We start from the raw sequence: 26,189 nt of genomic DNA, 5'->3' as shown, positions 1-26,189 counted from the left end.
CCACAACAAAAGGAGTGCTCATCCATGTTTAAAAATGTATTAATAGCTAACCGCGGTGCAATCGCCGTTCGAATTGAAAGAACACTAAGAATGATGGGCATCCAGTCTGTCGCAGTCTATACAAAAGCAGATCAAGACTCTCTACATGTCGACCTCGCCGATCACGCCATTTTAATCGGAGATGGGGCTGCTAAAGAAAGTTATTTAAATATGGAACTAATCTTAAAGACTGCTTTAGAAAATAATGTAGATGCCATTCATCCCGGATATGGTTTTTTAAGCGAAAATGCTGATTTTGCCCGTGCTTGTCGTGAAAAAGGGATTACCTTTATTGGGCCTACTCCAGAACAGATGGAAGTGTTTGGTTTAAAGCATTCCGCACGTGAAATTGCTGTAAAGGCTAATGTTCCTCTCCTTCCTGGAACATCACTTATTACTGAGTTAAGCACTGCCTTAGTAGAGGCAGAGCGGATTGGATATCCGGTGATGTTAAAAAGCACTGCGGGCGGCGGCGGGATTGGAATGCGTGTTTGTCTAGAACAACAGTCCCTTCGCGATGCGTTCGAATCCGTCTCGAGGCTGGCAGAGGCCAACTTTAATAATGGTGGAGTATTTTTAGAAAAATACATCCAAAAGGCCCGTCATGTTGAAGTTCAAATTTTTGGAAACGAGTTTGGTGAAGTGGCTGCTCTCGGTGAACGTGATTGTTCGATTCAACGCCGCAATCAAAAAGTCGTTGAAGAAAGTCCTGCCCCGTGCCTCCCTGCTTCCGTAAGAGATGATATGCTGGCTTGTGCGAAACGATTAGCCCAGGAAGTTGGCTACCGAAGTGCGGGAACAGTCGAATTTTTATATGATCCAGATGAAAAGCGCTTCTACTTTCTCGAAGTGAATACACGTCTTCAAGTGGAGCACGGTGTGACGGAAGAAGTATTGAAGATTGATTTAGTTGAATGGATGGTTCGTGAAGCGGCCGGTGAATTACGTTCTTTAGATTCACTGTATTCATCACCAAAAGGACACAGTATCCAAGCTCGCATTTATGCTGAAGATTGCTTAAATGATTTCCGGCCAAGCGGCGGTCAGCTTGATAAGGTTCAATTTTCAGATGCTGCCCGTATTGAAACATGGGTTCGAGATGGTTTAGTTGTGACTCCTCTATATGATCCAATGCTTGCGAAAATCATTGTCCATGCAGAGACCCGTGAAGAAGCGCTTAATCAATTAAGTGTAGCTCTCGGGCAAACCCGCCTTTATGGTGTGACTACAAATCTTCAATATATACAGGCGCTTTTAGAAGAAGAAGATTGCCGTACAGGTAATGTCCATACGCAAATGTTAAAGGAATTTTTCCCGGATGAATCTGCGATTGAGGTCCTTGATGGCGGCATCCAATCAACTGTCCAGGATTGGCCTGGCCGCATCGGTCACTGGGATGTAGGTGTACCGCCTTGCGGACCTATGGATCCCTTTTCTTTTAGGATAGGAAATAAATTAATTGGGAATGAAGATCATGCAGCTGGCCTTGAATTAACACTTCGCGGCGGCTCCTATCGCTTCCGCAGTGATATGAGGATTGCTCTTACAGGTGCTGATATGAGTGCAAAGCTCGATGAAAAGGATGTTCCAATGTATCAGGTTCTAACGGTTAAACGCGGCCAAGTGTTGTCCTTTGGTGAAACGGTATCCGGCATGCGAACCTATTTATTAGTAGCAGGCGGATTGGATATGCCGCTTCATCTCGGCAGTGCATCAACATTCACACTCGGTGGATTTGGCGGTCATGGCGGCCGTGCACTTCGCACCGGTGATGTATTACGTGTAAATAATAGTAAGACTATGGCAGTAAGTGTGCTTCCTGCCATAAACCAACCTTCTATTGAACGAAACTGGACCATTGGTGTAATCCCTGGCCCGCATTGTACCGAGGAATTTTTATTACCAGACTATTTAGATCAATTAACAAGTACTAGCTGGGAAGTTCATTTTAACAGTTCACGGACTGGTGTCCGCTTAATTGGTCCGGCTCCGCTTTGGGCACGAGAAGATGGCGGCGAAGCAGGTCTCCATCCATCGAATATACACGATAATGCCTATGCAATTGGAACACTGGATTTAACTGGAGATATGCCGATTTTACTTGGACCCGATGGCCCTAGTTTGGGTGGATTTGTATGTCCTGTCACTACCGCATCAGCTGAATTCTGGAAGATTGGCCAGCTTCATGCGGGCGACCGTATCCAGTTCCGGTTACTAACTCTTGAAGAAGCAGATGAACTACGCAAACAGCAGGAGCAATTCTTGGAAGGACTTGGTACAAATGATCCAAGCGTTTCTGCAGTTCCTTCCTTGCCTGGTGAGGTAAAGCAGTTTTCAACAGACTACCCCATTCTTAAAAGAAATACAGATGGGAATTTCCCAATGATCATTCGTGCAGCTGGTGATGCGAACATTCTGATTGAATACGGAGATTTAGAGCTTGATCTTCTCCTTCGATTTCAGGTTCACGCTTTAATGGAAGCCATCAAAGTGCAAACTGAAATTCCAGTTCTTGATTTGACACCAGGCATTCGTTCATTGCAGGTTCATTTTGATTCAAACAAAATGTCAACCCTATTAGTCTGTAAAATGATCGAATCTATTAATGAAAAACTGCCTCGCCTTGAGGAAATGGAAGTTCCTTCGCGGATTGTTCGTCTGCCGCTATCATGGGATGATCCGGCTACAAGACTGGCAATTGATCGCTATCAACAAAATGTTCGCCCAGATGCTCCATGGTGCCCTAGCAATCTAGAATTTATTCGTCGAGTAAATGGTCTCGATGATATTGAAGATGTGAAAAGAATAGTTTTTGATGCCAACTACCTTGTGCTTGGTCTTGGTGACGTTTATTTAGGGGCTCCTGTTGCTACACCAGTTGACCCCCGGCACCGTTTAGTGACAACGAAGTACAATCCGGCGCGGACATGGACGCCGGAAAATGCCGTAGGAATTGGCGGCGCCTATATGTGCGTATACGGAATGGAAGGGCCAGGAGGTTATCAATTTGTTGGCCGTACGGTCCAAGTATGGAATCGACTTCGTGAAACAAAGAGCTTTCAAGCTGACAAACCATGGCTGCTTCGCTTCTTTGACCAAATTCAATTCTATCCAGTCAGTGCCGAGGAATTGCTTGAAATGCGTGAGGACTTTTTACGCGGCCGTTTCGAAGTGGATATTACGGAAACATCTTTTAAACTAGGTGACTATTTAACCTTCCTCGATTCTATTAAAGAAAGTACTGACGATTTCCGTGAAACCCAGCAAGCTGCCTTCCGTGCGGAGCGTGAAAACTGGAGAAAAAATGGTCTGGCTGAATTTGTTTCCGAGCATGAAGTGGTAGAGACGGTTGAAGAAGTTCTGCCTGAAGGTGCTGAAGGGGTTCGCACCTCCCTTCCAGGAAGCATTTGGAAAGTGCTTATAGCTCCTGGTGATGAAGTAAAAAAAGGTGACACATTAATAATAGAAGAAAGTATGAAAATGGAGTTTCCACAGCTGGCCCCATGTGATGGATATGTTCATTCTGTCCATGTTTCACCTGGAGATGAAGTTCATGCAGGTCAGTTAATTGTCTCTATTACTAAAGAAACGCGAGGTGCGCACGATGCAAACCATCAACATGTTACAAACACTGTTCATTCATGATTTGAAGAAAAACTATCATTCTAAAAAACTTACCCCTGAGGCTGTTTGCAAGGAAATTGTTAAACGTGCTGAGGCAGACAAAGCGTTTAATATTTGGATTATCCCTCCTTCGATGGAGATGATCCAGCCCTATCTTAATGGTTTAAAAAAGATGGACCCAGAGCAAACACCACTCTGGGGAATCCCTTTTGCGATTAAAGATAATATTGATTTGGCAGATGTTCCTACCACTGCTGGCTGCCCTGACTATTCTTACACCCCTACTGAGCATGCGACAGCAGTGAAACGCTTAATAGAAGCGGGAGCGATTCCTATCGGCAAAACAAATCTCGACCAATTTGCAACAGGACTTGTAGGTACTCGCAGCCCTTTTGGAGAAACGAAAAACGCCCTCTCCCCCGACCTAATCAGCGGCGGCTCAAGCTCTGGTTCTTCGGTTTCCGTTGCTCGGGGACTTGCGGCTTTTTCACTGGGTACAGATACAGCAGGTTCGGGCCGTATACCAGCAGCATTAAATAGGCTTGTAGGCTTTAAACCAAGTCTTGGAGCTTGGCCGGTGAAGGGAGTGGTTCCTGCTTGCGCAAGTCTAGATTGCGTAACCGTCTTTGCTAATAGCCTTGCGGATGCATTACTTGTTGATGAAATAGTCCGCGGGTTCGAGGAAACTGACCCTTGGTCTCGTGAGCTAAAACGCAGCACAAATGCTTTGCCGGAAAAAGTTGTGCTTTTAAAAGAAGAACCTGAATTCTTTGGCCCGTTTGCAGACGAGTATCGACAAGCTTGGGAGCAGACTGTTGACCGGATTAAGAGTCTTTCTATTCCAATTGAATTCATCGATGGAAGTTATTTTTCAGAGGCGGCTTCGATCCTTTATGATGGACCATGGGTGGCGGAGCGCTGGTCCGATTTAGGATCATTCATTCAGTCGAATGAAGAAGCTGTATTTCCAGTAACAGAAAAGGTGCTACGTAATGGAGCTAATCCGGATTATGATGCCGCCTCTGTTTTTAAAGCCATTCACAAACTGCAAGCATTTAAACAAAAAGCACATCAACATCTTAAAAATGCGGTTTTGATTATGCCTACTTCCGGTGGTACCTGGACCCGTGAACAAGTACGGGAAAATTCAATTGAAACAAACAGTAAAATGGGACTTTATACGAATCATTGTAATTTATTGGACCTGTGTGCGATTGCTGTACCTTGTGATGATGCTGCGAAAAATCTTCCTTTTGGAGTGACGATGTTTTCTAGTCATGTGAATGAACACTTGATTGCCGGCCTATCGGATTTATTTTTAAATGGTGCAGGTTCCTCAGTAAATAAAACTACTACACTAGTAGCAGTTTGCGGCCTTCATATGAGAGGATTTGCGCTTGAAAAACAAATGAAGGATCATGGGGCGTTATTTGTTCGAGCAGCTAAAACCGCTCTTAAATATAAAATGGTTAAATTACCCTCACTTCCTCCAAAACCAGGGTTAATTCGTACAAATGGTGCAGGGGCTTCGATTGAAGTAGAGTTATGGGAAATGCCTTTGTCAGAGCTTGGATCCTTTGCTGCTCTAATCCCTTCCCCTCTTGGACTTGGAAGGGTTGAACTGGAAGATGGGACAGAAGTATTAGGATTTGTATGTGAGGCCATCGCTGCCGAAAATGCCGAGGATATTTCATATACTGGTGGCTGGCGCTATTTATGATGTATAAAAAGGCCATGTAGACAAAGTACATGGCCTTTTTATCTTTTAAAGCTGATACTTAAGCCGTCTATCTCCTTGATTGACTACCCAGTTGGTTTTTTCAAGCCAAGATTGGACAGCTCAAGGCAGTAATCACGCGGGGCTGTCCGAAGTCTTGCCATGTTCGGACACCTCTAGCCTCTAATCCCCCGGAGCTGTCCGAAGTCTTGCCATGTTCGGACATCTCTATCCACTAATCCCCCGGAGCTGTCCGAAGTCTTGCCATGTTCGGACACCTCTAGCCACTAATCACGCCGTGCTGTCCGAAGTCTTGCCATGTTCGGACACCTTTACCCTCTAATCACGCGGGACTGTCCGAAGTAAATTATAGTTCACTCTAGTCCACTAATTCCACCTCTAGCCATTTCCGTACACTGTTAATAAACCAAATCTTTGAGCTCTGCCGCAAGTCCGAAATGGTTAAGACTTTCTCATGGATCTTTCCATCCTTGATTAATTTCTCTTGAAAGGTACCTGCCAGCAAGCCGCAGTTCACAGGCGGTGTCCATAATTCCCCCTCTATCTCCAAGACAAGGTTTCCATTCGTAAATTCCGTTAACTCCTCATTTTTATTCCAAAGTAATACATCAAAAACGTCCGCAGGCTTCGTTACCTGAAAATTAGTATAAACCGATCGATTGGTTGTTTTGTGGTAGTAAAACGGATTATCCATATCAATTGATTTATCGGCAAGTATAACCTTTATTGGGGCTGGCATAGGTAAGATCGGTTGGCCATCTAGTGTTACTTCACTTTCCTTATTTACCAAGAGCCGCACTTTTAACCTGCCGCTACAGTTTAAGCGGGAGAATACATCCAATTCCCTTTGGATTTCCCCCATTTGAATAGAAAACCCAAAGTATTTGGCAGACTTTTTCAACCGCTCCATATGTTCCTTTAATAAGAAATACTGACCATTATCCAGAAGTAAGCTTTCTAATAGGTCAAACTCGGGTCTATCTTCCTCCAGTAAACTCGCTTTTGCAAGAACTTCTTCATATTCCCCTTCAGAAGTAGAATCCCAAGTAATTCCTCCTCCTACCCCATAGGTTGCTCGACCGGATTGCTGATCAATCAAGACTGTTCTAATTGGAACATTAAAAACCGCTTCTTTATTTGGAGACAAATAACCGATGGCCCCGCAATACACCTCACGCGGCTCCGGTTCCAAGTCCGCGATTATTTTCATCGTGCTAACCTTAGGTGCGCCGGTTATCGATGCACAAGGAAAGAGTGCCTTAAAAATATCAACAAACTCCGTCTTTTCAGATACGGTTGCTGTTATAGTCGAAGTCATCTGATAGACGGTTGGATAGGGTTCGATGTCATACAGTTTTGATACTTGAACGGTCCCTAATTCAGCAATAACAGATAAATCATTCCGCAGCATATCGACAATCATGACATTTTCAGCTCGGTCTTTTTCGGAAAGGTAGAGCCATCGGGCATTCGCCTCGTCCTCTTCAAAGGACCTCCCTCGTTTAATGGTCCCTTTCATTGGCCGAGTAGTAATCTGGTTACCCTCCAAACGAAAAAACAATTCAGGTGATGCCGATAAAATGCTATGCTCCCCCGTATTAATATACGCACAATAATCCGAAGTCTGTGCTTTTTTCAACCTCTCAAAAAAGGCATAATCATCCCCTTGAAATTGACTCTGCAGCCGGATCGTATAGTTTGTTTGATAGGTATCCCCTCTCTCAATCCCATGCTTTATCGCATGAATGGATTGAGTATATTCTTCTAAACTAACGGATGGCTCCCACTCTGTTAATGTATAAGATCCTTGAGTGCTAATGATTTCGCCCCCGGGTTCCGTAAAGATTCCAAACCATAATAACGGCATTTTGCTGTCTGAATTTGTAGTAAAGGCAGCATCAAATGCCGCCGCACTTTCGTATGATAAAAATCCTGCGGCGTAGTAGCCATTATTTACTTCTTCCTGAACAAGCTGAAAACAAGGCAATACTTCCTCTATAGTAAATGCTGAAATTACTTTTTTTGGCTCTTTAAATATAAGGGGTTCAATTTCACCGTCTCGATTAGCAAATTCAAAAACGATCCATGGTTCTCTATGTTTTGTATCCATCATGACGTCCTTTAATAATAATTTTATTACATTATAAATAGTGACAATAATTAATCTGAAAAGCAACTCTTTTCCTTTTATTTTATCTACTATTATAATAGGTTATAGAGCATCGAGAGAATTTAAAAGGAGCTAATGAAATGATTAATGTTTTATTTGTCTGCTTGGGGAATATTTGCCGTTCACCTATGGCGGAAGCGTTATTTCGTGACTTAGTAAAAAAAGAAGATTTAGCTGACCAAATAAAAGTCGATTCAGCTGCTACCAGTTCTTGGCACATTGGATCAGCACCCCACAAAGGAACCCTTGCAATTTTAAAGAAATATAACATCTCTGCCAATGGTCTGGTCGGACGACAATTAACCAAAAGGGATTTTGAAAAGTTCGATTATATTGTTGGAATGGATGAAAGTAATGTAAAGAATATCTTTGAGATTACCGGAAAGCCTAAGCATCCCAAAATTCTTCGCTTACTTGATCTAACGGAACACAAAAAGGATGTGCCAGATCCGTATTACACGGGCGATTTTGAAGAGACTTACCAACTAGTTTCCGAAGGATGTATAGCATTACTGGAGAAAATTCATACCGAACAATCTTAAGATAACGCTATTCAGCTACTTAGTTGCTGTTTAATGACCTGATTTAGTAAATGAATTTTTGAGGTGAACTTTTTGGGAGATAAATCCGCTCGAACCTATCTATTATTTCTTAGTTTGTATGCCATTTCTTATATGGGCAATGCTGTCTACGGTACATTTATGCCTGTCTACTTAAAAAGTATTAATTTAAGTCAGACCACCATTGCTACACTTTTAAGCTTCGGCCCATTAGTTGCCATTCTGGCACAGCCACTGTGGGGAAGCATTGGAGATCGAGCAGAAAGTAAAAACCGAGTCCTGCAATTATTAGCTTTGGGAAGTGCGGTTTCCATATTGTTACTGCCGGTATCCAATCAGTACCTTTATTTATTGCTAATCATTTGTCTTGTCACCTTTTTTCAAACATCAATTTATCCTTTAAATGATGCAATTACTTTAGAACATCTTGCTCGAACCAAATGGAATTTTGGTCCAATTCGTCTAGCAGGAACGATTGGATTTGCAATCATGTCGGTTGCTTTTGGGATAGTGGCGAAAAAGAATATTAATAGTATATTTATCGTTTACTCTCTTGTTATGCTGCTAACCCTTTTGATCTGCACTCAATTGCCCAAAATAAAAGGCCATCAGTCTAGTAAAAACAAGGTTTCCCTACTAGTTTTATTAAAAAACCGAAAACTGATGTTGTTTATATTATTGAATTTTATCGTTCAAATTACCCTTGGGTATTATTATGCATTTTTCCCGATATACTTTAATCAGTTAGGCGCAGATAATAGTATGCTTGGCTGGTCGATGCTTTTCTCATCCATCAGTGAGGTGCCTTTTTTACTATTCGGCCATAAAATCATTGAGCGATTTGGTATTCCCGTTGTCTTAGTAAGTACTGCCTTTTTCGCTGGTCTGCGGTGGCTGTTCTGTTATTTTGTCCATAATCCGTATCTCGTCCTTCCGATTCAAATGCTGCATGGATTAATTTTTATCGTATTATCCGTTACGCTTGCTATCTATATCAATCAGGAGGTACCTAAAGAACTTAAGGCCTCAGGACAAACGATGAATGGATTGATTAGTTTAGGTTTAGCTAGAATAATAGGAAGCATGGCAGGCGGGATTGCCAGTGAATATATTGGGATGCGTGAAGTATTTTTATACAATTCAGTGGTTGCTTTCATTACCTTTTTGGTATTTATCTTTATTTTCTTAAAAGAATCAAGAACCGTGCAAAAGGCGACGGTTTAACCATGCATATACAGCTCTATAGCAAGTCATTCCTGATTTATCTAAAACTTTTAAAAAAAGCTGCCTCAAAAAAGTTGTCTTTCAACTTACTTTGGGCAGCTTCTTTTATTTTTGTCTTCAATTTACTTCAATACTGGGGCAACCCGCTTTTTCGAGAGTTGTTCCCAAGGTTCTACCACAGACATCACTTTTAAAATAAAATACCTGACAAATACACAGTAGTTGTCACTGTAATCATGCTAAGTATAGTGGACATCAAAACGACTTGAGCTGCAAATTCAGGATGATTTCCATACTCCAATGCGAATAAAGCGCTGTTTCTTGAGGTAGGAAATGAGCTTGCAATGAACAACGCCTGTGCAGTGGTTCCCTCCAAATTTAATGTTGTAATAATAGCCATCGCGATTAAGGGCGATAGAATTAAACGGCCAAACAGACTTAAAAATAGCGGTAAGGACAATTGACGTATCTTTATATAAGCACTTTGTGCCCCAAGAGTAACTAACGCCACTGCCAAGAACGCATTGGACGTATTATCTATTGGTGTCCAAATAAAATTCGGAATTTTAACATCGCAGGAATGTAGAATCAAACCTAATATAAATGCATAAATGACAGGATTCTTTAGAAATTCCTTTAATGCACTAAATCCTCTCTGTTCAACTGAAACCGAATTAAACAACCCATAGGTATAGGTTAACAAATTTTGAAAAATCATTACCACAATCTGAATGGACGCCCCTAATGGGTTATGTTGAAAGACCAACTGACTTACAGGCAGCCCAAAGTTACCGGAATTATTTAGAACGATACTATTTTTAAAGGTAGAAGATAGTCCGTTATCAAACTTTGCTGCCTTTGATATTACTGCACTTATGATCATTAAACATGTACATTGAATAACTAAAAAACCAATTATATGCACAAGCGTTTTTCCGCCTACATTATTTTGATAAATATTTACAAAGCCAACGGCAGGCATTAGAAAATAAGTATTTAATTTAGATAGTGTGCTCATATCAAACTTAAACTTCCGATGCAGCAATACACCTGCTGCAATTAAAAGAAATACTGGTAAAACTACATTTAATAAAATGAGAAAAAAAACTTCCATATGACTCTCCTATTTCTTTAAGACAAAATCCAAAAGCCCCAATCAAGGAGCTTCTGGATTTTAACTAGATTATTAGATTGGAATTATTGATAGTACCAGTGCGACTAAAATCATTACTGCAGTCGAACCGCAAGCCCATTTTAAAAAGGAGCGCTGCAGATCTCCAAAATCTTCTCCAACCATACCGACTAGTAAGTAGGTGGAAGGAACTAACGGGCTTAATAAATGGACTGGTAAGCCTAATAATGATGCCCGGCCAATCATCGCAGGATCAATGCCATAGCCATGAGCCGCTTTCGCAAGGAGTGGGAGCACCCCGTAGTAAAATGCATCATTTGACATAAAGAATGTAAAGGGTGCACTGATAATCGCTGTAATCAGAGCAAAATGAGAGCCCAAGTCTGCTGGTATATGCGTAATCATCGAATTAGCCATCGCATCCACCATTTTTGTTCCAGCAAGAATACCTGTAAAAATTCCGGCAGCAAAAACCATTGAAACAACTGATAAAGCATTATCAGCATAGTGCATAATCCGTTCTTTTTGTTCAAGAATATTTGGATAGTTAATCGTAATGGCAATGGCAAATCCAATCATAAATAATACGGTGCTCGGCAATAGTTCCTCAATAAGCGCCACTAAAAGGATGATGGTAAGAAGGTAGTTTACAACAATTAACTTTGGACGTTTAAGGTAAGCATCCTCTGTTGTAGCTGCCATCATAGAAAGAGTACTATAATCGATTTCTAAAACACCAATGCGCTTTCGTTCTTTTCTTCCCAGAACAAACGCCATGATTAACACAAACAACACACCGCCTGCCATACTCGGAATAACCGGAGTAAAGATATCACCCATTTCCAGATGAAGGGCGGTCATGGCTCTTGCAGTAGGCCCTCCCCATGGAAGGAGATTCATTACACCAGAAGCAGAGACAGCAATACCAGCAAGGACTAATGGTTTCATACCAATCCGTTTATACAAAGGAAGCATGGCTGAAATGGTAATCATATAGGTAGTAGTTCCATCTCCATCGAGAGAGATTAATAAGGCAAGGACGGCTGTTCCGATGGCTATTTTTACAGGGTCCCCTTTTACCAGTTTTAAGATGGTTGAAATAATAGGATCAAAGACTCCAGCATCAATCATAATTCCGAAAAAGAGTATTGCAAATAGAATCATAATTCCCGTTGGTGCGACACTTTTAATCCCTTCAAGCGCCATTGGTCCCAGTTCTTTGCCGAATCCCCCGATTAAGGCAAAGACAACAGGCACCACCATTAATGCAATCATGGCAGATAGACGTTTGGTCATAATCAAAATCATAAAAATAAGTATCATTAAAAAACCCAGAATTGCTAACATATTCCCACCCCTTTTGTTTGTAAATTTATAATAGTCTAATTATTAGAGGTTGAAAACGATTACAAAATTAAGTTTTTTAAGTAATTTAAGGTGTATTTTGTACATATTGTTCACGGTCCACCTGCATTTGGACTCATAAAAAGAAGATGCCCTTTGGCACCTTCACTATTTTGGATAATACTTTCTTTCTGGTCTTCCTACAATTCCATAGACCACTTCTGCTTTAGCTTCATTAATCGAGGAAAGATACTCTAAATAACGGCGTGCAGTAATCCGGGAGGCGCCAATTTCTTTCCCCACTTCTTCAGCGGATAATCCATGGTTTTTATTTAGAAGGACTTTTTCCACCTTACTGAGGGTAATCTCATCAATCCCTTTAGGTAAACCATTCCCTTTTCCCACAATTTCGGTCTCTTTTCTGCCAAACAATCGATCAACATAGTGCTGATTTATTTCCTGTTCAGATGTTAACAATGTGTGTTTTTTTACATATTCTAAAATAACTTCATCAAATCGTTCCCTGTTCACTGGTTTAATTAGATAATTCTCTACCCCATAGCTTAATGCTTTTTCAACAAAAAGTTTATCAGTTGCGGCGGTTATCATAATAATACTTACTTTTGGAAACTGTTCTCTTATAATCGGAAGCAGCTCTGTTCCAAGCATATCAGGCATATACACATCTAGAAGCAATAAATCTATGGCTTCCTCTGTCAGCAATTTCAATGTCTCTACCCCGTTTAATGCTTTTCCAACTACTTCAATTTCCTTAAACTTTTTTAAAAATTTTTCATGGATCATGGCAACTCGAAAATCATCTTCTGCTATCGCTGCTTTTATCTTATGCACGTCCTTGGCTCCTCTCATCCTGCTTAGGAAGATACACGGTAAAGATGGTTCCACTGTCCGGGTTAGTTTGGACCTCAATCATTCCATTCATATCGACCACCGCTTCTTCCGCATTGGATAGTCCAAAGCCCCTCGGCCTATCCCCATTTTTCAAAGTAAATCCCCGCTCAAATAAAAGGGGAATATCATTTTCACTAATCCCTTTCCCATTATCTGAAACTTCAAAAATAATATCACTGCCAATATCTGTGGCAAAAAATTTAACAATAGGAGGATTACTCTCAGTGACAGCCTCAAAAGCATTATCAATTAAATTACCCAAGATCACAATCAAATTAGATAGCTTCATATGGGTTGGCAAATGGTCTAAATAACTTTCAGTAACAATCTCAAACTTTATCTTTTTTTCTGAAGCTTTTCCTAATTTCCCCAATAAAATTGCTTGGACTTTAGAATCTTTTATCTGGTTAAATAAAATCGTATTTTGAACTTGTAAAATTTGTGTTTCTGCTTGGATCATCGCAATCGCCTGTTCAAATTCACCGAGTTGAAGCAAGCCTGATAACACATACAATTTGTTCGTATACTCGTGTGTTTGGGCACGAAGGTCCTCCGAATAGCTCTTTACTTCTGATATCGTGTTGACCATTTGCTCAATTTCTGTTTTATCACGAAAAGAAGCCACCACCCCGCTGATTCCGTTTTCATCAAATAGCGGCGTGCAATTAACGATGACCGTTTTATCTTTCCAAATTAATTCTTTATCAACGACCGGGTTTCCCGCATTTAACACTTGATATAAATAGTCTGAAGGAAAGAGACCCTCGACTTTTATATGGCGGACCGAGCCTTTAATATGTAATAGTTTTTTTGCAGGCTGATTCATCATGGTAATAAATCCATCTTTATTAATGGCTAATATACCTTCTTTTACACCGTGGAGGACTGCGTTTTTTTCTTTATAGAGTGCGGCGATTTCATATGGTTCGAGACCAAGTGTATCTTTACGAATATCCCGGCCGAGCAGCATACTTCCGAAAAAAGAAATGAATAGAGCAACAATCGAGACTAAGAGTACTTTTTTGATATTTTTGGTGATTTGCTGGTTTACATCTTCTAATAGAAATCCCACGGATACGACCCCTATCACTTTCCCACTTTTATTTAGGATCGGTGATTTCCCTCTAATCGAAGGACCTAGTGAACCGTTTGCTTTGGAAACATAATACTCCCCTTTTTTAATCGCCTTATCATTGTCTCCGCCCTTCATTTTTTTTCCGATCATTGATTTTAAAGGGTGTGAATACCTTGTCCCATCAAGGTTTCCTACTACCACAAATTCAGCACCCGTTTCTTTTCGAATTTTTTCTGCTAAGGGCTGAATGATTTTTGATGGATTACTAGATTCGAAACCGTCAATAATCGTTGGCATAAAGGAGACTGTTTTTGAAATTTCGAGGGCCAATTTCCCCTTGTTTTCCTCTATTTGCTTACTTTCCATATAGCTATAAAATGCGGTCATCAGCAGGATTAACAATAATCCCAATAATAGGGCCAGCCCAAAGATTTTTGTCTGCAACGATAGATTTTTAGTTTTCAGGCCACAAACCTCCTTTTTGAACCTCCGCCATAAAACATGGTTTTATTATAACTTTTGTTGCTAAAAATTTCTTTTGAAAAACGAAAAAAAACTATCAAAATGATAGTTTCTGATCGGCCCATTTAATGATCACGATTTACCATATAATTTAATAAATGCTTTAAGAAAGTGATATTACGAGGAACTTCTTGAAGTGCCTCCACGGCTAGACAGTAATGCTCCCACATCTCTATTCTTGCCTGTTCAGGACCTAGGATGGATACAAATGTGGAGTTATTATTCTCCTTATCAATACCAACTGGTTTACCGAGTTTATTTTGATTCCCTTCCACATCCAGCAGATCATCCTTGATTTGAAAAGCAATGCCCGCATGCCGGGCAAATTTTTTCAATGCCTCCATTTCAGACTCCTTCGCTTGAGCAAGGATAGCAGGCATAAGGATGGACGCTTCAAAAGCAATTCCAGTTTTATAAAAACTCATGATGGTTAATTGTTCCAATGTTAATGGCTTTCCTTTTGAGCCCAAATCCATTGCTTGCCCCATACACATATTCTCGGTCATCCTGGCTGAGTACTGGATCATTTTCAGGACTGTTTTCGCATCAAATTCATGGAGGGATGCTTGTTCCTCAATTGCTTTCTGGGTTAAAAACAAGCCGGCTAATTCTGCAATTGCTGCGTTATAGACTGTATGCAGGGTCGGACGGCCCCTGCGGACGGAGGAATTATCTTGTGACGGAAGATCATCGAAAATGAGGGATGCTGTATGCATATATTCCAATGATTTTAACAGCGGCATGATGGCAGTTGGATTTAATCCATATCCCTTTACGGCTATTTGCCAAGCGACAATCGGCCTTAATCTTTTTCCATCACCAAAAAGACTATAGTTGGCAGCGTCCGTGATTAAGTCATCGATCAGAGGAACATGATCTCCCGAGTTGATTTTAAGACCGTTATTAATTTGATTGCGGACCGTGTCGATTTCTTTTAAAAAGTCATCTTGTTCTTGTCGTTCCGTTTTTAAAATCGTCATGATATGATCACGAAGGAGCTTATCAAAGAAATCCACATCATCTGCTTTATCAACCATCTTTTGGATCAGTCGATTAAAAAGTGGATTTCCCGAAGCAAACAGCTCCATCACTTCATTGTATTTTGGAGTTCCCATTCGCTCCTTGAACCGTTTCAGACCATTGATGGCACGGTCGAGAATAACCTCACAGGTTTTTAGATCGGATTGATAGACTTGATGAATTAAATGTGAGATAACCGCCCAGTATAATTCAAAGGGATTGATCAGATCGGACCGCTTATCATGATAGGTTAAATAATACGTATAGGGAGTAACAGCCCCCTCCTTCCGATCATCAAACATATCAGCAAAATCATCCGCCAGCTGATTGTAAATGCCATAATAGAAGGTCCTGTTATCAAAACCTTCATCTTCAGGAGCACTGATTACGGAACGGACAATCAATCTGGACGAGGCGGATTTTAAGATAACCGGTACATAAATCTCTTCATTCGTGTAGTTGGCATTTGAAAGATCTTTTTTGCGGTCTACTTCCTGTGAATTAAAAAACACGTATGATTGATCAAAAAAGGCCTTTAATGTCTCAGCCTGCTGATTAGCTTTAATGTATTCATAGGCCTCACGGAGCTCAGAATGGATATAGTGAATGAGTGAACTGTTCTTTCCATCCCACTCCCCCAACTCGGGGACAGTTCCTGTAATAAGTGTCGTCCGAATTAACTGGGTGTAACGGTTTTTCTCCACATCTGATAAAACATGGGAATCGAGCAGATCATCAATGAAGGGATAGGTCAAACCATAGGAGTAACCAAGCCTCATGGCTTTTTCTAATCTCCTTTTACGATCAAGAGGCGAAATTCCTTCTTCCATCTCTACAACCACGTGCATGATCACACCTGCAATAATTTTGATTAGTTTTCGCTGGGCATGTTCTGCATCCATACCATCTGGAATATTTTGGGCCACTGTCTTTAATTTGTCCAAGACCCAGATCATCGTGGTTTCAATTCCTTCACGCTGAGCCCATCGGAATAAAGCGGCCATACTAAACGATTCGTTTTCCTCTTCTCTACCCTTTGTCAGGCTATTTTTTAAATGATCAACAACCTGGCGAATTTTTATCCTGGTATCAGAAGCATCCAACGCTTTGCCCAGATCGCGCATAAATAGGTAGGAAATGCTTCGATCCAGGTAGTTATCCAGTTTTCCTGTATAATCAAGCCAACGGATATAATTGGAATAACCTTGGAGCTCCGGTTTATTCTTTCTTCCCGAAAAAATGGATAATAGTGGATGAAGATGTATATGGTTTTGCTTCCATACGTTTATATCTTTTGTTAAAGCAGGGACATAAGACCTTTCAATGACTTGGAGATAAAGTGATTGAAAATACTGAGCAGCCTTGTGCTCAGCTAATTGATAGGATTTATCCGCATTTTTTATTAATTTTTCATTCATATTTATCCCCTGCCCAAAGTTCCTTGTTCTACCTGCCAAACAGATTTTATTAAACAATCAATACATGTATACCTTAAAGTATAGTAAGGTATAATTTTTTTCACAAATAATTAATGGTGGCAGGTATCTTATTTTATTCGATTAATTTAACTACAAGAACAAATTAATCCTTAAAGTAAGATTGTACTTAAAAAGACCTGTTCCATCTATATTGAAACAGGCCTTTTTTTGTGTATGCTAAGCATAAGTTTCCGTTTCGATTCTGTTAAATAGTTGAAGCAGGTCCTTTAATGGATAAAGTCTAGCGGTTAAAAGATATAGCTCTTCGTAGTTGTTTCTTACGTAATCATCGATAACATCGATTCCCTTTTTAAAGCCATCAACTAAATAATAAGTATACTTTCCATCCCATGAATACTGGTTGATTCGCATTAATTCGTCCGCAATCATCTGAAACTTATATTCTTCAACGAGGAGGTTGACTTGATACAATTTATCAATATTAAATCTAAAGCTATTTTTATTCTCATGGCTTTTTCGGACATATTTTATAAATTCATGGATCGTTTCTGCTAACATAATGGCTTTTTGCCTTTCAAACTTCATATCTCCAACTCCCTAATTTGTTAAAATGCTTCCTCTAGGAAAATTGTATGATTTCTTTCGGTCATCTGACACTTCAACGTTTTATTGTTGACATTCCTACATGTCCCTGTTTATAATTTACTTCGCATACGAAATGTTCTTATAGGTAATATTAGATTTTAGAAAGAAAGGAGGAATTAAAACTGGACATATTAAATAATGAAGTTTTAGTAAGCTTTTTGGAAATAAATAAAGCCTACAATAGGCTTGTTAAATTTGATGCAGAAAAATTAGGGATTACCCCTGTCCAATTAAAGGCACTATTTAAGATTAACAACAATCCTGATATTAGTTTGGGAGAACTCGCTGAAAAATTAAGACTAACGAACAGTACCGTTAGTGGCGTGATCGATCGCCTTGTTCATAACGGACTAGTCGAAAGAGTGGTACCTCCTGGCGATAGAAGGACCATCTCTATTCATTTAACAAGCGATGGAAAAAAAACATTAGCACAATTTAATTCTTCTGAATCGATGCTAATGAAGAAGGTTCAAGAAGTCCTTGAACTACCAGAGGAGGAAATCTCTCATCTGTTGCGACTTCACCAACTCGTTTTAAAAAGGCTAACAATTTAGGAGGAATAATTGAATGAGTACGAAACGTTTACTTTTGGTCAACATTATTATTTTAATTGTCTTGGTAGGTGGAGGTTTTGCAGGATATGCCTACTACAATAAAACCGTTAATTATTTAACAACAGATAACGCGCAAGTCGCAGGACAACAAGTAACAATTGCTGCCCCTGCAAACGGAAAATTAACAGATTGGGCCGGTAAAGTAGGAGATCATTTTTCAAAAAATAATCCAATTGGAACCATTCTTACCACTGGAGCAAATGGCGAGCCAACTGAAATGAAAGTAACTCTGCCAACTGACGGAACAGTTGTCCAAACTAGTGCAGTCCCAAATTCATTTGTAGCAGCAGGAACTCCGCTTGCACAAGTTTATGATTTAAACAATTTATGGGTAACAGCTAATATTGATGAAACAAAGATTGACGAAATTGCCGTTGGCCAGGATGTTGACATTTATGTGGATGCTTTCCCTAATTCAACTTTAAAAGGAAAAATCCAACAAATTGGTTTAGCAACTGCAGGTACCTTTTCATTGTTACCTAGTTCAAATAACACAGCTAACTACACGAAAGTGACGCAAGTGGTTCCTGTGAAAGTATCCATTGATGATAATAAAGGTGTAGGAATTGTTCCTGGTATGAACGTGACCGTGCGAATTCATAAGTAGGTGATAAAATGTCAATATATATCACGGTTTATGCCATAATATGTATTTTGGTACTGCTTTTGATCAATTTTGGTGTGTTAAAACAAAAAAAATCGAAAATGGATCAAAGTGAAATTAAAAATCAAGAGGTAGAAGCTATTCCTCAATCGCCAATCCTTGATAAAAAGGATCTTCAGCAAGATCTGGATCTAACAAGTCAAGTAGAAGAAATGCTTGAAGATAACGCGATAGCCGAGCCCGCTTTAGAGTATGTTCAAGCGGAAGTTCAGCCGAAAACACAATCCAAACAAGCAGAAAAGGAATCCGAAAAATCTTCAGGAACCGGAAAAATTCTTACTGCCTTAATGCTTGGTGCATTTGTCGCCATTTTAAATCAAACTTTACTGAATGTTGCTATTCCACATATTATGAATGATTTAGGTGTTTCAGCAAGTACAGTGCAATGGCTATCAACTGGTTATATGCTTGTGAACGGAATTCTAATTCCGGTTACAGCTTATTTAATTGAAAAGTTTGGAACGAGAAAGCTTTTCCTTGCTGCCATCTTTCTCTTCACGATTGGTTCTCTGGTTTGTTCCCTCTCATTTAACTTTTCTATGTTAATGATTGGGCGGGTCATCCAAGCTAGTGGTGCAGGTATTATTATGCCCCTCTTGATGACGGTCTTTTTTGCCCTTTTCCCTCCTGAAAAACGCGGAAAGGCCATGGGTCTCATGGGGGTTGTCATGATCTTTGCTCCCGCTATTGGCCCGACCTTATCCGGTTGGCTGATTGGACATTATTCATGGAGATTATTGTTTGATATTGTCATTCCTATTGGTGTAATTGATTTAATTTTAAGCTTCATGTGGATGAAAGACGTAACGAAAACGACGAATCCTAAGTTTGATTTCCCAGGATTATTATTTTCAACCTTAGGATTTGGTTTCTTATTATATGGGTTTAGTGAAGCAGGAAGCGACGGTTGGACCAGTTCAACGGTTGTCCTTTCATTAACGATTGGAATTTTGTTTTTACTGGCTTTTATCTGGCGTGAGTTAACGACTGACAAGCCAATGTTGGATTTACGGGTGTTTAAATATGATATTTTCGCCCTAACCACTATTATTAGTATGATTGTTAATATGGCTATGTTTGGTGCCATGATCTTACTGCCAATTTATTTGCAAAATATTCGAGGGTTTTCTGCATTAGATTCTGGTTTATTGATGCTCCCAGGAGCGATCGTGATGGGGATTATGTCACCGATTTCCGGTGCCCTTTTTGATAAAATCGGGGCAAGATGGCTTGGCGTTATCGGATTGACCATAACGGTTATTACAACCTGGCAATTTACTAAATTAAGTATGACAACCAGTTATTCTCATCTCCTCCTCCTATATGTATTTAGGATGTTTGGAATGTCATTCATTATGATGACAATCATGACGGAAGGTCTAAACCAATTGCCTCGTCACCTCGGGGCACACGGTACGGCAGCTTCCAATACGGCAAGACAAGTTGCTGGAAGTATTGGTACGGCATTCCTTGTTACCGTAATGACAACTAGGTCAGGGGTACATTATGGTGAATACATCAGTACCATGACGAGCGCAAATCCCTTCATTGCGGGTCAATTTTCACAACTTACTCAAAGTCTTGGAGCTTTAACACACATGCCGGCTGCGGGTAAACCACTTACCACCTATTTACTTTATGGTCAAGTAATGAAACAAACGACTATAGACGGGATTAATGATGCATTTATTGTGGCAACCATGATTGCTTTTGTAGCCTTGGTTTTAGTATTCTTTGTAAAACGGGCACAGATAAAGAATTAATAATAGTTTAGATTGAAAGAGGCATTCCCAAAAGCAAAACTTTTAGGAATGCCTCTTTTTTATACATTATACTAGTTGTTGATTTCCGCTCCAGGTTGGCTTCGCTTTCCGCGGGCGTGCCGGGGAGCCTCCTCGGCGCACTTGCGCCTGCGGGGTCTCCCCTGCCCCGTACTCCCGCAGGACTTTGAATTTGCATCCTCGAATCCGCCCACGCACGAAGGAAATGCGATAGCATTTTCGAGGAGTCTTCGCCGCCTTCCGCTCCAATCAACAGTGTTTGAAAACATTATTCGTCAACCACCTTTAAGGTCAGACTCCTATTAACACTTACTATCAAATTCCTAGTAGTTTTTTTGTTAAAGGTCCCACAATACCATCCACTTGCAGATGGTGGGCTCTTTGGAAATTACGAACAGCTGTATCTGTATTTGTCCCAAAGATGCCATCAAACCCTTTAGTGTTGTAGCCTAAAGCTGTGAGTTTTTTCTGAAGCGTTACAACAGCTGGCCCACGACTTCCTTTTTTAAGGATTTCATTGCTCGTACTTACAGGAACAGAAGGCGAACCTTTCCCACTTTTCAATCCGTTGGCCATTGCAATTGCGTCGAAGGTATTTTGGGACGTTGTAATAACAACCGGTGTATTTACTGGCACTTGATTGAATAACCATTCTACTTCATTATCATACATTCGAACACAGCCGCTGCTCACATACCCTCCAATCGAACTAGGGTTATTATTCCCATGAATCCCGTAAGTTGTTCCCCAAGTTCCGCGGGCATTTAAACCCATCCAGCGGTTACCTAGTGGATTGCGTGGGTCTCCTCCTGGAATGTGCCCTTTGTAGTATGGGCGGTTAACAATTTTATTAACAATTTTGAATTTTCCTTCCGGAGTTAGTGAACTACTTCTCCCTGTTCCTACTTTGAATTGTTTTTTCAAGACGCCGTTTTCATAGTAAGCGAGGCGGTTGTTTGCTTTGTTAATGATAATAAATTTGTTAACAGTAGCCGCCGAACTAGAAGGTACATCGAAACATAAGCTAAACAACAAAAGAAAAGCCAAACTAATAAAGATTAACCATTTTCTTTGCAAATAGATCCCCCCATCACCCATTAAATTGACTAATCCGTGTATTTTATGTTTGCTAGCATATCCACATTACAAATTTGTTAATAATATAACAATCTAGTATTCTGTGTTACGCTAGCATTTCCATAATATTAATATTTCTACATATATTCTCTTTTTTCCTTTATAACGAACAAAAATAAAAATATCCTAATTTAGAAAGATAACCACTAAAAAAACTAACCCACTATGTATGGATTAGTTTTTTCAGGTTATTTCATAATCGTTATGCCGAAGCTCTAATATTGTTATCCTTTTTTTTGTTAAACGAATACAAGATAAATAAAAGAATAAACCATATTGGTGTCAATAATAAAGCAGTACGAGTTGCCTCAGCAAATAACATGACAATGAGAATGAAAGCAAATAACGTTAAGACCGCATAATTAATAAACGGTGTAAATGGAGCTTTAAAGGTCGATTTTTTCCGGAGATCCGGGCGTAATTTCCGATATCGTATATGGCAAACTAAGATAATCCCCCAGACCCAAATAAAACAAATCGCACTAATCGTTGTCACGATACCAAAAGCTTGTTCTGGAATTAACTTGCTTAAAAGGGCACCGCCTGATAGAACAAGTGCTGAAACTAATAAAGCATTACTTGGTACATGATTTTTATTTAATTTTGCAAATTGGGATGGGCCTTGGGCTTTAGAGCTTAAATTAAATAAGATTCGGCTGGTTGAAAACAAACCACTGTTACAGGCCGATGCTGCAGACGTTAAAACAACAAAATTAATAATTCCGGCCGCTATTGGAATCCCGACTAAACTAAATGTTTTTACAAAAGGGCTGTTTTCTGCATTCAACTGGGTCCATGGATTGATACATAATAGGATAAACAGGGCTCCCACATAGAAAAATAGAATTCTTAACGGAATTTTATTAATCGCTGATGGGATATTTTTTTGGGGATTGGCTGTTTCTGCTGCTGATACACCCACTAATTCAACACCCACATAGGCAAAGACTACCATCTGAAAAGATAATAAGAAACCTGACACACCATGTGGAAATAATCCGCCATATCCCCAAATATTTTTAACTGAAACGGCTGCCACATCTGTTTTGAATCCAATTACTAATAAAATAACGCCTATTCCGATTAAAGCAAGTATCGTGATGACTTTGATTAAAGCAAACCAAAATTCTAATTCGCCAAATAGTTTCACAGTTAATAAATTCAGACCTAATAATAGTACGAGGCAGACAATGGCTGGAACCCATTGCGGTATATTAAACCAATATTGTACATATACACCAACGGCAATAATATCAGCCATGGCAGTCATAATCCAACAAAACCAATACGTCCATCCAGTTACAAATCCGGCCCAAGGTCCGATGTAGTCTTCTGCAATATCTGTAAAAGATTTATAACCTGCTTTTGATAAAAGAAGTTCTCCTAAAGCCCTCATGACAAAGAAACAGGCGATCCCGACAATGACATAGGCAAACATAATTGATGGGCCTGCTAACTGTATGGCTCTGCCTGAACCCAAAAATAACCCTGTTCCAATCGTTCCGCCAATCGCTATTAATTGTACGTGCCTGTTTTTTAAATCCCTTTTTAATTCTTGTTGTGCCACTTAAAACTCCCCCTAATGGTAGTAATATTTCTTCTTGAACCTGTGAAACAATGAACAAGAAGTAACCAATAAAAAAGAGACTGGAATATCTCCAATCTCTTAAGGGCGAAAGAATAACAAATAATATCTATTACTCTATTTGTAGTAGAATAATAAATAGTCTTCGTACTCTTCTGTCCTTTTGCCTGAGATTGTGAACCCTTCGGCGCCGCAAGTATTTGCGGTCTCTCCAGAAGCTGCTCCTGCTATAGTGTGATCCATAGCAATCATAGCTTGCTAAATATTTAATTAGTAAGTTTGAAAAATAAATCAATTTCAAACTATCGCTGAATAATTTATAATTTTAGTAGTATTTTATCTAATTGTCAATATATAAAATGATCAGCTGATCAACACTGATCCAGTAAACCAACTTTGCACACAAAAAGAAGGTCCCAAAAGTATAACTTTTAGAGTACCTTCTTTTTTTATACATTAAACTAGTCTGATGATTTCCGCTCCAGGCGCTTCGCTTTCCGCGGGCGGTACGGGGAGCCTCCTCGTCGCTACTCTCCTGCGGGGTCTCCCCAGCCCCGTACTCCCGCAGGAGTCTTCGCGCCTTCCGCTACAATCAACAGGTGTCTAATATTATTCATCAAACGCCTTTTTTGGGTCAGCCTCTGTTTGCTATTCTGCATATTGTCGGCTTTTTCTACGATGTCTTGGTGAGTTTTAGTCTCTACTCATTTTTGTCCTCAGCAGGAGCATCTACTAAATTTAGATTCTGGGATTCTAGAACTTCAGCTCGGCTTTGACCATATAGCCCGACATAGATTTGCTCGATCTCCTCGCCTGTTAGATCGCCGCGCTTTAAAAGCTCCTCCGCAATTTTGTGAACAAAATCAGCGTTATCATTTACAAGTTTCTTGACTTTCGTCATTTCACTCTTTAGCAGTTCATTGATTTTGCCACGCAGCGCTCTAAGACCATCTGTCCGCGAACCGACAGCGAGCCAGCTGAATAACTCTTCACCCATCCCGACAATCCCTAGATAGGCACCAGCAAGCTGTGTTGCCTGACTTAAGTCGGAAGTAACCCCGTTTAATTTTTTATTTAAAAACTCCTCCTCCACCGCACGTGCTGCCAAACAAACTTGGATTTCCGCTAATATTTCTTTGTCGGTCCGATTATATCGTTCATGGGTTGGTTTTGTAGCTGCGAGACCAAGCGCACCGCCCCTGCGGATAATGGTTACTTTCCATACTCGTTCATGGGGTTTCAGCAGGAACTGTGCGACCGCATGACCAGCCTCATGATAAGCAACATTTCTTTTTTCGTCCTCACTCATCGACCTTAACGGCTGTTTAAGCCCCCATTCATAGGTCTCCATTGCGGCGCGGAAATCCTCATAACTTGCAACTTGGGCTCCGCGTTGATGAGCGATCACGACCGCTTCATTTACGATATGCTTGATTTGTGCCGGGGAGTAGCCAATCGTATCAAGTGCCGCACGCTCAGGGGTAATCGAAGAATCTCGTTTCACTTTTTCAAGGTAGTATTGGAACACATCAATACGGCCATCATAATCGGGAGAATCAACCCAGAGTTTCCGATCAAAACGGCCAGGACGAAGCAGTGCTTGGTCAAGTACATCGGGAAGGTTAGTTGCAGCAACCGTTAAAACAGCAGGACGGTCTGCTCTTTTCTTTCGAAGTCCGAGCGACCGAAGCAGCTTGGAGAACCAGCCATTATCAATGTTTGGGGGGTCCATCTGGAGGAGCAGTTCATTTAGCAAACCCGAACCACCCATCCCCATCATTCCACCGAGCATTCCCCCAGCGCCGCCTCCTGCCTGTCGGCTCATACCAATAGCATCAATTTCATCTATAAATATAATGCATGCACCATACACTTTGGCAAGCTTTCGGGCTTTCTTATATAGCCCCATTACTTTAAGATTACCCACACCAAAAAACATATTTTGAAAGCTTGGGGCCGAGGCATAAGCAAAAGGTACTTGGGCTTCATTTGCAATTACCTGGGCAAGATAGGATTTCCCAGTCCCTGGCGGTCCACATAACAGTAAGCCGCGAATGGCCTCCCCACCCATCTCCTTAAATTCTTTTACCCCCTTTAGGAGGGTAACAATCCGCTTGGCATTCTCGACAATCTCGGGGTTACCCCGATAATCGTCCCAAGTGGAGCCTGTTTCCCCTGGCAGAATCCAATAGGTTCTGCCGCGGGCAAGGAACCAAAAAAGGGCAACAAATTGGATAATCATGAATAGCATGGCAAAGAGCAGCTGTAGTAACAAACTAACAATACTTATCACGACACCCCAAACTGTCGGCCCACTATTAAGCAGATAGATACTTAAAATGACCACAGCGGCAACCCAGAGGATGATTTTACGCCATTTTACCCATCGATATTTCCTCATGGCCCCACAATCCTTTCTGAATATTTAGAATATTTTTGTGTTATTAGACCGTAAAACTGTTAGGCCTCCAAATTATTTAATCTAGAATACTGATATTTATTCTTATTTCCGGCTAGTCATACCTATCGAAAAAGGTAAATTTATCCGTTGATTTTCAAGGTCTGCCGTCCTAATTGAATTATTTAAAAAACCCTCCAAAAAGGATAGGAGGGTTTCTAACGGGATTATTTAAATTTTTTTATAATGTCTAATAAATACTTAATGGCAACAGCTAATCCGCCAACGAAAAAGAAGGCTATTAAAATCCACCCAGAAGGGTCGATTGGGAACATAGATATGAGGAAGTTTAATGGAATAACGTAATATAATAAATCCTTCAAATATCCTAAAATAAAATCTGAAGTAAGCGTGCCTTTCCAGAATGACTTTAAGAATCCTAATAAAAGATCAAGAATCATTAGTCCAAAAACAGCCCACATTGTATAAAGCATCCAATCTGCTAATATCATTTTTTCATCACCACCTTGATACATCATATGCTTGTAACAGAAGCAGGTGAGAGT

18 protein-coding genes and 1 riboswitch are annotated in these 26,189 nt (G+C 40.3%); of the genes, 7 read left to right on the top strand and 11 right to left on the bottom strand.

Annotated elements, in window-relative coordinates:
• The first annotated feature begins 24 nt into the window (after positions 1-24).
• On the top strand, positions 25-3,684 hold the full coding sequence (uca, locus tag L1999_RS11120) for an urea carboxylase (RefSeq protein WP_235743600.1): 3,660 nt from the start codon (positions 25-27) through the stop codon (positions 3,682-3,684).
• Positions 3,644-5,383 carry an allophanate hydrolase gene (gene atzF / locus L1999_RS11115; protein ID WP_235743599.1) on the top strand — a complete coding sequence of 580 codons (1,740 nt, stop codon included), beginning with the start codon at positions 3,644-3,646 and terminating at the stop codon, positions 5,381-5,383. Before uca ends, atzF begins: the two co-directional genes overlap by 41 nt.
• A gap of 376 nt (positions 5,384-5,759) precedes the next feature.
• Here the strand turns inward: atzF and pabB are convergent, their stop codons facing one another.
• The gene (gene pabB / locus L1999_RS11110; protein WP_345790890.1) at positions 5,760-7,577 is read right to left on the bottom strand and encodes an aminodeoxychorismate synthase component I; all 1,818 of its coding nucleotides are present in this window, start codon (positions 7,575-7,577) and stop codon (positions 5,760-5,762) included.
• 74 nt (positions 7,578-7,651) lie between these two features.
• Here pabB and L1999_RS11105 point away from each other — a divergent pair, with 74 nt between their 5' ends.
• Together L1999_RS11105 and L1999_RS11100 are read left to right on the top strand one after the other, a co-directional pair.
• On the top strand, positions 7,652-8,113 hold the full coding sequence (locus L1999_RS11105; protein WP_235743598.1) for a low molecular weight protein-tyrosine-phosphatase: 462 nt from the start codon (positions 7,652-7,654) through the stop codon (positions 8,111-8,113).
• Between the two features lie 72 nt (positions 8,114-8,185).
• Entirely contained in the window at positions 8,186-9,355 is a 1,170-nt protein-coding gene (locus L1999_RS11100) for an MFS transporter (protein WP_235743597.1), read from the top strand.
• Positions 9,356-9,545: 190 nt separating this feature from the next.
• Here the strand turns inward: L1999_RS11100 and L1999_RS11095 are convergent, their stop codons facing one another.
• From L1999_RS11095 to L1999_RS11070, 6 genes are all read right to left on the bottom strand, one after another.
• A complete protein-coding gene (locus L1999_RS11095) occupies positions 9,546-10,469 on the bottom strand; it encodes an AEC family transporter (RefSeq protein WP_235743596.1) in 924 nt (307 codons plus the stop codon).
• A 72-nt stretch (positions 10,470-10,541) separates the two neighbouring features.
• Complete coding sequence (locus L1999_RS11090; RefSeq protein ID WP_235743595.1) at positions 10,542-11,834, bottom strand: CitMHS family transporter; 1,293 nt, start codon at positions 11,832-11,834, stop codon at positions 10,542-10,544.
• 165 nt (positions 11,835-11,999) lie between these two features.
• Entirely contained in the window at positions 12,000-12,683 is a 684-nt protein-coding gene (locus L1999_RS11085) for a response regulator (RefSeq protein ID WP_275677539.1), read from the bottom strand.
• Complete coding sequence (locus tag L1999_RS11080; RefSeq protein WP_345790889.1) at positions 12,676-14,229, bottom strand: ATP-binding protein; 1,554 nt, start codon at positions 14,227-14,229, stop codon at positions 12,676-12,678. The genes L1999_RS11085 and L1999_RS11080 overlap by 8 nt, the downstream gene beginning before the upstream one ends.
• 176 nt (positions 14,230-14,405) lie before the next feature.
• Positions 14,406-16,778 (bottom strand): polyprenyl synthetase family protein, encoded by a 2,373-nt coding sequence (locus L1999_RS11075; RefSeq protein WP_235743594.1) that lies wholly within the window; start codon positions 16,776-16,778, stop codon positions 14,406-14,408.
• Positions 16,779-17,015: 237 nt separating this feature from the next.
• Entirely contained in the window at positions 17,016-17,384 is a 369-nt protein-coding gene (locus tag L1999_RS11070; protein ID WP_235743593.1) for a hypothetical protein, read from the bottom strand.
• Positions 17,385-17,602: 218 nt separating this feature from the next.
• On the opposite strand from L1999_RS11070, the gene L1999_RS11065 reads away from it, so the two are divergent.
• The 3 genes from L1999_RS11065 to L1999_RS11055 are packed head-to-tail and all read left to right on the top strand — an operon-like array spanning position 17,603 to position 20,485.
• Positions 17,603-17,998 (top strand): MarR family winged helix-turn-helix transcriptional regulator, encoded by a 396-nt coding sequence (locus tag L1999_RS11065; protein WP_235743592.1) that lies wholly within the window; start codon positions 17,603-17,605, stop codon positions 17,996-17,998.
• Between the two features lie 13 nt (positions 17,999-18,011).
• A complete protein-coding gene (locus tag L1999_RS11060) occupies positions 18,012-18,665 on the top strand; it encodes an HlyD family efflux transporter periplasmic adaptor subunit (protein ID WP_235743591.1) in 654 nt (217 codons plus the stop codon).
• A gap of 8 nt (positions 18,666-18,673) precedes the next feature.
• Positions 18,674-20,485, top strand: a complete 1,812-nt coding sequence (locus tag L1999_RS11055; protein ID WP_235743590.1) for a DHA2 family efflux MFS transporter permease subunit — start codon at positions 18,674-18,676, stop codon at positions 20,483-20,485.
• Between the two features lie 333 nt (positions 20,486-20,818).
• Here the strand turns inward: L1999_RS11055 and L1999_RS11050 are convergent, their stop codons facing one another.
• The 4 genes from L1999_RS11050 to L1999_RS11035 all read right to left on the bottom strand — a co-directional run bounded on the left by L1999_RS11050 (position 20,819) and on the right by L1999_RS11035 (position 26,135).
• Positions 20,819-21,580: a L,D-transpeptidase family protein gene (locus tag L1999_RS11050; RefSeq protein ID WP_235743589.1), complete on the bottom strand. Its 762-nt coding sequence runs from the start codon at positions 21,578-21,580 to the stop codon at positions 20,819-20,821.
• A gap of 262 nt (positions 21,581-21,842) precedes the next feature.
• Complete coding sequence (locus L1999_RS11045) at positions 21,843-23,207, bottom strand: amino acid permease (protein ID WP_235743588.1); 1,365 nt, start codon at positions 23,205-23,207, stop codon at positions 21,843-21,845.
• Positions 23,208-23,370: 163 nt separating this feature from the next.
• A riboswitch (glycine riboswitch) is annotated at positions 23,371-23,450 on the bottom strand.
• A gap of 475 nt (positions 23,451-23,925) precedes the next feature.
• Positions 23,926-25,626 (bottom strand): AAA family ATPase, encoded by a 1,701-nt coding sequence (locus L1999_RS11040; RefSeq protein ID WP_235743587.1) that lies wholly within the window; start codon positions 25,624-25,626, stop codon positions 23,926-23,928.
• Between the two features lie 224 nt (positions 25,627-25,850).
• Positions 25,851-26,135 carry a hypothetical protein gene (locus L1999_RS11035; RefSeq protein ID WP_215046373.1) on the bottom strand — a complete coding sequence of 95 codons (285 nt, stop codon included), beginning with the start codon at positions 26,133-26,135 and terminating at the stop codon, positions 25,851-25,853.
• Between the last annotated feature and the right edge of the window lie 54 nt (positions 26,136-26,189).

The organism is Neobacillus drentensis (assembly GCF_021560175.1).
GTDB classification, from domain to species: Bacteria; Bacillota; Bacilli; order Bacillales; family Cytobacillaceae; genus Neobacillus; species Neobacillus drentensis_A.
Note: the sequence above shows the minus strand (reverse complement) of the source record. Positions and strands in the feature narration are given on the sequence as shown.

Coding starts and splice junctions, on each gene's coding strand:
- L1999_RS11070 (WP_235743593.1), bottom strand. CDS start 17,384: ATGAAGTTTGAAAGGCAAAAAGCCATTATGTTAGCAGAAACGATCCAT.
- L1999_RS11055 (WP_235743590.1), top strand. CDS start 18,674: ATGTCAATATATATCACGGTTTATGCCATAATATGTATTTTGGTACTG.
- L1999_RS11105 (WP_235743598.1), top strand. CDS start 7,652: ATGATTAATGTTTTATTTGTCTGCTTGGGGAATATTTGCCGTTCACCT.
- L1999_RS11060 (WP_235743591.1), top strand. CDS start 18,012: ATGAGTACGAAACGTTTACTTTTGGTCAACATTATTATTTTAATTGTC.
- L1999_RS11095 (WP_235743596.1), bottom strand. CDS start 10,469: ATGGAAGTTTTTTTTCTCATTTTATTAAATGTAGTTTTACCAGTATTT.
- uca (WP_235743600.1), top strand. CDS start 25: ATGTTTAAAAATGTATTAATAGCTAACCGCGGTGCAATCGCCGTTCGA.
- L1999_RS11090 (WP_235743595.1), bottom strand. CDS start 11,834: ATGTTAGCAATTCTGGGTTTTTTAATGATACTTATTTTTATGATTTTG.
- L1999_RS11040 (WP_235743587.1), bottom strand. CDS start 25,626: ATGAGGAAATATCGATGGGTAAAATGGCGTAAAATCATCCTCTGGGTT.
- L1999_RS11075 (WP_235743594.1), bottom strand. CDS start 16,778: ATGAATGAAAAATTAATAAAAAATGCGGATAAATCCTATCAATTAGCT.
- atzF (WP_235743599.1), top strand. CDS start 3,644: ATGCAAACCATCAACATGTTACAAACACTGTTCATTCATGATTTGAAG.
- L1999_RS11035 (WP_215046373.1), bottom strand. CDS start 26,135: ATGATATTAGCAGATTGGATGCTTTATACAATGTGGGCTGTTTTTGGA.